7 protein-coding genes are annotated in these 6,588 nt (G+C 52.4%); 1 reads left to right on the top strand and 6 read right to left on the bottom strand.

Annotated features, from left to right (window positions below):
- Window positions 1–80: 80 nt before the first annotated feature.
- The 6 genes from proS to metN form a co-directional block, all read right to left on the bottom strand.
- Entirely contained in the window at window positions 81–1,799 is a 1,719-nt protein-coding gene (proS, locus tag JZM30_RS18845; RefSeq protein ID WP_252320561.1) for a proline--tRNA ligase, read from the bottom strand.
- Window positions 1,800–1,983: 184 nt separating this feature from the next.
- Window positions 1,984–2,694 carry a tRNA (N6-threonylcarbamoyladenosine(37)-N6)-methyltransferase TrmO gene (gene tsaA / locus JZM30_RS18850; protein ID WP_252320563.1) on the bottom strand — a complete coding sequence of 237 codons (711 nt, stop codon included), beginning with the start codon at window positions 2,692–2,694 and terminating at the stop codon, window positions 1,984–1,986.
- Window positions 2,695–2,703: 9 nt separating this feature from the next.
- Window positions 2,704–3,111 carry an envelope stress sensor lipoprotein RcsF gene (gene rcsF / locus JZM30_RS18855; RefSeq protein WP_252320565.1) on the bottom strand — a complete coding sequence of 136 codons (408 nt, stop codon included), beginning with the start codon at window positions 3,109–3,111 and terminating at the stop codon, window positions 2,704–2,706.
- Window positions 3,112–3,237: 126 nt separating this feature from the next.
- Window positions 3,238–4,053 carry a MetQ/NlpA family lipoprotein gene (locus JZM30_RS18860; RefSeq protein ID WP_252320567.1) on the bottom strand — a complete coding sequence of 272 codons (816 nt, stop codon included), beginning with the start codon at window positions 4,051–4,053 and terminating at the stop codon, window positions 3,238–3,240.
- 70 nt (window positions 4,054–4,123) lie between these two features.
- Window positions 4,124–4,777: a methionine ABC transporter permease MetI gene (locus JZM30_RS18865; RefSeq protein WP_252320569.1), complete on the bottom strand. Its 654-nt coding sequence runs from the start codon at window positions 4,775–4,777 to the stop codon at window positions 4,124–4,126.
- Window positions 4,770–5,804 (bottom strand): methionine ABC transporter ATP-binding protein MetN, encoded by a 1,035-nt coding sequence (gene metN / locus JZM30_RS18870; RefSeq protein ID WP_252320571.1) that lies wholly within the window; start codon window positions 5,802–5,804, stop codon window positions 4,770–4,772. The genes JZM30_RS18865 and metN overlap by 8 nt, the downstream gene beginning before the upstream one ends.
- A gap of 181 nt (window positions 5,805–5,985) precedes the next feature.
- Between metN and gmhB the strand changes: the two genes are divergently transcribed.
- On the top strand, window positions 5,986–6,549 hold the full coding sequence (gene gmhB / locus JZM30_RS18875; RefSeq protein WP_252320573.1) for a D-glycero-beta-D-manno-heptose 1,7-bisphosphate 7-phosphatase: 564 nt from the start codon (window positions 5,986–5,988) through the stop codon (window positions 6,547–6,549).
- The last annotated feature ends 39 nt before the right edge of the window (window positions 6,550–6,588 follow it).

Consider the following 6,588-nt stretch of genomic DNA (forward strand, 5'->3'; position numbering starts at 1 on the left):
TTTACACGTTGAGTCGACTATAAGTCAAATAAAAGAGGTGGGGAAAACCCCACCTCTTTTTTATGCTTTATTGCTGCGTATTAACGAACGGTATTGGCGGACAAAAAATCAACGATCTCGCCGACCTTGATCATCTTTTTCCCTCCGTCGCGACGATATTTATATTCGATCTCGTCGTTATCCAGATTGCGATCGCCAATGACGATAGTGTGCGGCACGCCGATTAATTCCATATCCGCAAACATCACACCCGGGCGCTCTTTACGATCGTCGAGCAGCACATCGATACCTTTGGTGCGCAGTTGCTGATAAATGTCTTCAGCCAGTTCTTTCACGCGGAACGATTTGTGCATGTTCATCGGCAGGATCGCCACCTGGAAGGGGGCGATGGCGTCATGCCAGATAATGCCACGATCGTCATGGTTCTGTTCGATGGCGGCAGCCACTACGCGCGTCACCCCGATACCGTAACAGCCCATGGTCAGGATCTGGTTACGACCATCTTCACCTTGCACGCTGGCTTGCAGCGCCTGGGAGTACTTGGTGCCCAGTTGGAAGATGTGACCCACTTCGATGCCGCGTTTGATTAACAGGGTGCCTTTTCCATCCGGGCTGGCATCGCCTTCAACAACGTTGCGGATATCTGCCACTTGCGGCAGTGCAACGTCACGCTCCCAGTTAATGTCAAAGAAGTGTTTGCCGTCCTGGTTTGCGCCAGCGCCGAAATCGCTCATTGCCGCGACGGTGCGATCGATAATCACCGGTATTGGCATATTAACCGGGCCTAGTGAGCCTGGGCCTGCACCAACGATGTCGCGAATCTCAGCCTCGATTGCGAAGGTCAGCGGGCTGGCAACCTGCTCCAGTTTTTCCGCTTTCACTTCATTCAGCTCATGATCGCCGCGCACCAGTAGGGCAATCAGCTTGTGTCCGCTCTCTTGTGTCGCTTTCACCAGCAGCGTTTTGACCGTTTTTTCGATCGGCAGGTTAAACTGCTCAACCAACTCGGCGATGGTTTTGGCGTTGGGGGTATCAACCAGACGCATCTCTTCTTTCGCTTCTGCACGTCCCAGCGTGGGGGCAACGGCTTCAGCAAATTCGATATTGGCGGCGTACTCGGAGTCAGTAGAGAAAACGATGTCGTCTTCGCCGCTCTGCGCCAGCACCTGGAATTCGTGTGATGCGCTGCCACCGATGGAGCCGGTATCCGCCTGAACCGCGCGGAAGTTCAACCCCATGCGGCTAAATGCACGGCTATAGGCGTCGTACATCGCGTCATAGGTGACCTGCAATGATTCCTGCGAGGTATGGAACGAGTAGGCATCTTTCATGATGAATTCGCGAGAACGCATCACGCCGAAACGCGGGCGCACTTCATCGCGGAATTTGGTCTGGATCTGGAACAGATTCAGCGGCAACTGCTTATAAGAGCTGAGCTCGTTGCGCACCAGATCGGTAATCACTTCTTCATGCGTTGGACCGAGAACAAACGGGCGGTCACCGCGATCGACAAAGCGCAGCAATTCCGGGCCGTACTGTTCCCAGCGGCCACTCTCCTGCCACAGATCGGCGGGTTGTACCACGGGCATGGAAATCTCGATAGCACCGGCGTTGTTCATCTTTTCACGCACGATGTTTTCGACTTTCTTCAGAACTCGGTAGCCGGTCGGCAACCAGGTGTATAACCCGGAGGCCAGCTTGCGGATCATCCCTGCGCGCAGCATCAACTGATGGCTGATGACTTCCGCGTCGGCAGGTGTCTCCTTCAGGGTGGAGAGCAGATATTGGCTAGTACGCATGGTGTTTTAGTTCCGTCAGAACGCAAAGTAATGGGCACCGATGTGCCCCAAAACGAGATGCAAAGAGCCATGTAGGCCCTTAAACACGATAAAGTGGCTTAGTGTAACAGTGACTTTCCTTCGTCAAAAGTGGGCGGCGTGAATTTTATGGCGCGCAGGTCATGGATAACGATTCAATTTTCGCTTAGCGCGGTGCTGGCTCAAGGCTGAGCACTTCCGTCCGCATGTCCGTTACGCGCCAGCGCACGCTGAATTCCAGCAACAGGGCGGCGTAATCACGCGAGACTTCCACCTTGCGGTACGCCGGGCGTGGATCCTGATTCAACATCTGGGTGATAAAAAGGCGCAGGTGTGGGTAAGTGGATTGATGTTGCGCCAGTTGTTGCTCTGCCAGTGCAGAAAAATACACGGGCATCGCGGTGTCGGGTGCCTGTTGCGCGAAACCGCCGATGGCATCAGGCACGCTCTCCGCAAAGGGCAAATAGGGTTTGATATCAACCACTGGCGTACCATCGACCAGATCGAGGCTACCCAACTGTAAGATAACGCTGTCGCGTGTGGTCTTTATCCCTTTCAGTCGGACCAACGACATACCGATTGGATTCGGACGAAACGTGGAACGTGTGGCGAAAACCCCCATACGCGCATTGCCGCCCAAACGGGGAGGGCGCACCGTTGGTCGCCAGCCCTGTTCCATGGTGTGGTGAAAAACAAATAACACCCAAATATGGCTGAACGCGTCCAGCCCACGCACCGCTTCTGGCTGGTGGTAGGGCGGCAGAAGATGCAGTTCTCCGTCGCCATCTTCAATCAGGCCGGGTTGCCGTGGCACGGCGAATTTTTCTTTATAAGGCGAACGGATAACGCCAATCTGATCGAAATGATAGGTGGTCATTGCCCGGCTTTATTGAGAAGAAATTTTCAGTGCAGTGCCTTCACAAATGGCCTGCCGATAGCAGCCTGCAACGCCACTAACGACCTGACAGTTGTGCACCAGAACCGCATTGGCGCGCATCGCTGTTGCACGCGTTTGCAGACGGCGGCGGGCATTTGCAACCGTCGCGGGCGTATCTTGCACGCTAGCCTGGCACACAGAGCCAGATACTTCGCCCATATCGCGGAACGGTTTACTCACCAACTCTTCCGCATTGTTATACAACACGGCGGTTGCCGGACGCGGAGCCGGTTTCGCTTTGGCCGGAGCTTCGACAGCAGGTTCGATAACTGGTTGCGGTGTGGATACCGTTTTGGGTTGCAGCAAGGAACATCCTGTTAATGACAGCGCTAAAAACACGAGCGGTATAGCACGCATAGCATTTCCTCTCTACTATTCTTCTTTTGAAGTGCGCTTATTGAAGCAAGCTATGACACAAATAACAAGACGGGCACCGAGGCCCGTCTTGAAATAATTGTCACTCGCGTATCGTATCGGGTGATATTACCAGCCTTTCACCGCGCCGCCGTTGAAAATCTTGTTGGCCGCTTCATAAACTTCGTCTGACTGGTAAGCCTGAACGAATTTCTTTACATTGGCCGCGTCTTTGTTGTCTTCACGTGACACAATCAGGTTTACGTACGGAGAGCCTTTCTCTTCCACGAACAGACCGTCTTTGGTCGGCGTCAGGTTAATCTGGCTGGCATAGGTGGTGTTGATGATAGCCAGTGCGATTTGATCGTCATCCAGAGAGCGTGGCAGTTGCGGTGCTTCCAATTCGACCAGTTTCAGGTTTTTCGGGTTTTCAACCACGTCCAGCACGGTCGGCAGCAGGCCAACGTTATCTTTCAGTTTGACCAGACCCTGTTTTTGCAGCAGCAGCAGAGGTCGACCCAGGTTGGTCGGATCGTTAGGCAGTGCAATTTGCGCCCCGTTTTGCAGCTCGTCTAATGATTTAATTTTTTTAGAGTAGCCAGCGATCGGGTAGACAAAACTATTGCCGACAGCAACCAGTTTGTAGCCACGGTCTTTGATCTGTTGGTCCAGATAAGGTTTGTGCTGGAAGGCATTCAGGTCGATATCCCCTTTACTCAGCGCTTCGTTCGGCAGCACGTAATCGTTAAAGGACACCAGTTCCACGGTCAGGCCATATTTGTCTTTAGCCACTTTCTGTGCAACTTCAGCAACTTGTTGCTCAGCACCCACAATAACACCGACTTTGATGTGGTTCGGGTCTTTTTCTTCTTGTCCGCAGCCTGCCAGCGCCAGTGCACCCAGTAGCGTACCCAGTGCGGCGACGGTTTTAAATTTGATTGTCATTTCCTTAACCTCTGCATATTTAACGTTTTGCGGCTTGCCGACAGCGGCATAGTCCGACGTGTAGTAAAACTTATTTATGAGTCACTGCCCGTACCGTGCGATCGCCTACGAATTGGATTAGGTAGACCAGAACAACCAGTAATATTAATACCGTATTCATGACTGTGGCGTTATAACCAATGTATCCATACTGATAACCAATTTGACCTAACCCACCGGCACCGACTGCACCCCCCATTGCAGAATAGCCTACCAGGGTGATAAGTGTGATGGTGGCGGCATTGATCAGACCGGGAAGTGCTTCTGGCAGCAGAATCTTACGAATAATTTGTAACGGCGTGGCCCCCATAGCGCGCACGGCCTCGATCAATCCGCTGGAGATTTCCAGCAGGGCGTTTTCTACCATACGCGCGATAAACGGCGCTGCGCCTACGGTCAATGGCACAATGGCTGCCTTCAACCCGATAGAGGTGCCGACGATGGCGCGTGTGAACGGAATCATCCACACCAGCAAAATAATGAACGGAATAGAACGGAAAATATTCACCAACGCTGACAGTGTGCGATACAGCGGCGGGTTGGCAACGATCTGACCTGGACGGGTAATATAAAGCATCACGCCAACCGGCAATCCCAGCACAAAGCCAAAGAAGCCGGAAACAAACGTCATCACAACAGTTTCCCAAACGCCTTTCGCCATCAACCACATCATTGCTTCAGACATAGCCCAGCACCTCAACTTTCACATGGTGTTCCTGTAAAAACGCGATGGCGGCCACCATGTCCTGTTCTTCGCCGTGCATCTCGGCCAACATGATGCCGAATTTGACGTCACCTGCGTAATCCATCTGCGCACTGATGATATTGTTATTGACGTTAAAGCAGCGCGCGATCGTTGAAAGTAACGGCGCATCGACGGATTGACCGGTAAATTCCAGCCGTAGCAGCGGGGTGTTCTGGTCGTTGTGCGGTGCGGCGATGAGCCGGGATTGGTAATCCTCGGGGATATCCAGATGTAGCGTAGACTGAATAAAGGTTTGTGCCAGAGGCGTTTTAGGGTGAGAGAACACTTCGCTGACCGTGTCCTGCTCAATCAATTGACCGCCACTGATCACGGCTACCTGATCGCAGATGCGTTTTACCACATCCATTTCATGGGTGATCAACAGGATGGTTATCCCTAAACGGCGATTAATGTCTTTGAGCAATTCGAGAATGGAACGCGTAGTGGCCGGATCGAGCGCACTGGTGGCCTCGTCACACAGCAGTACCTTAGGATTGCTGGCCAGCGCGCGAGCAATCGCAACGCGCTGCTTTTGCCCGCCGGACAGATTTGCCGGGTAAGCATCGTGCTTGTCCGATAACCCCACCAGTTCGAGCAGTTCGTTGACACGGCTGGTAATTTCGTTTTTTGGCGTGGTGTCCAGCTCAAGAGGCAGAGCCACGTTACCAAACACGGTACGAGACGCCAAAAGATTAAAGTGCTGGAAGATCATGCCAATCTGGCGGCGTGCCTTGGTTAACTGCGCTTCGGACAGCGCCATCAAATCCTGGTCACCAACCAATACCTCACCGTGTGTCGGGCGCTCCAGCAAATTTACACAGCGGATCAACGTACTTTTACCTGCGCCAGATGCGCCGATAACCCCATAGATCTGCCCAGCAGGGACGTACAGACTGACATTGTCCAGTGCTGTGATGGTCCGGCCTTTCTGCTGGAAAATTTTTGTAATGTTAGAAAGTTTAATCATCTTTATTTATCGTAAGTGCCTATCGCTGGATAGATCAACGTCTGCCGTATGCAGAATATTGTACGGATGTTAGGGCATCTAGACGTCTAAGTCAATTTACTTTGTCGTTATGACGCATTCTCGCAAAGTACAAAAACATGCGATACTAACGCGCAAATAACGCCATCAGGAGCACATAGCAGTGGCACAACCGATTCCAGCCGTTTTTCTCGATCGCGACGGCACGATTAATGTCGATCATGGTTACGTTCATGAGATCGATCAGTTTGAGTTTATTGATGGCATTATCGACGCGATGAGTGAACTAAAGAAGAAAGGATTTGCGCTGGTGCTGGTGACTAACCAATCCGGTATTGCGCGCGGCATGTTCAGTGAAGACGATTTCATGCACCTGACCGAGTGGATGGATTGGTCGCTGGCCGATCGCGGAGTCGATTTGGACGACATCTATTTCTGTCCCCACCACGCAGAACAGGGGCAAGGGGAATACCGTCAGGAGTGTGACTGCCGTAAACCCAAGCCGGGCATGTTTCTCTCAGCGCAGAGCTTCCTCAATATTGATATGGCCGCTTCTTATATGGTCGGTGATAAAGAAGAAGACATGCAGGCTGCCATTGCGGCGGGTGTCGGGACAAAAGTGCTGGTGCGTACCGGCAAGCCGATTAACGAGCAAGGCGAAGCGCTGGCTGATATTGTGATTGATAGTCTGGCCGATTTGCCGCACGTTATCGAACAGCGTAAATGAGTAAAATCGGGCTTATCGGGCGGAATTTGAACAAACGGA

It is taken from the genome of Candidatus Symbiopectobacterium endolongispinus, assembly GCF_018777385.1.
Taxonomy (GTDB): domain Bacteria; phylum Pseudomonadota; class Gammaproteobacteria; order Enterobacterales; family Enterobacteriaceae; genus Symbiopectobacterium; species Symbiopectobacterium endolongispinus.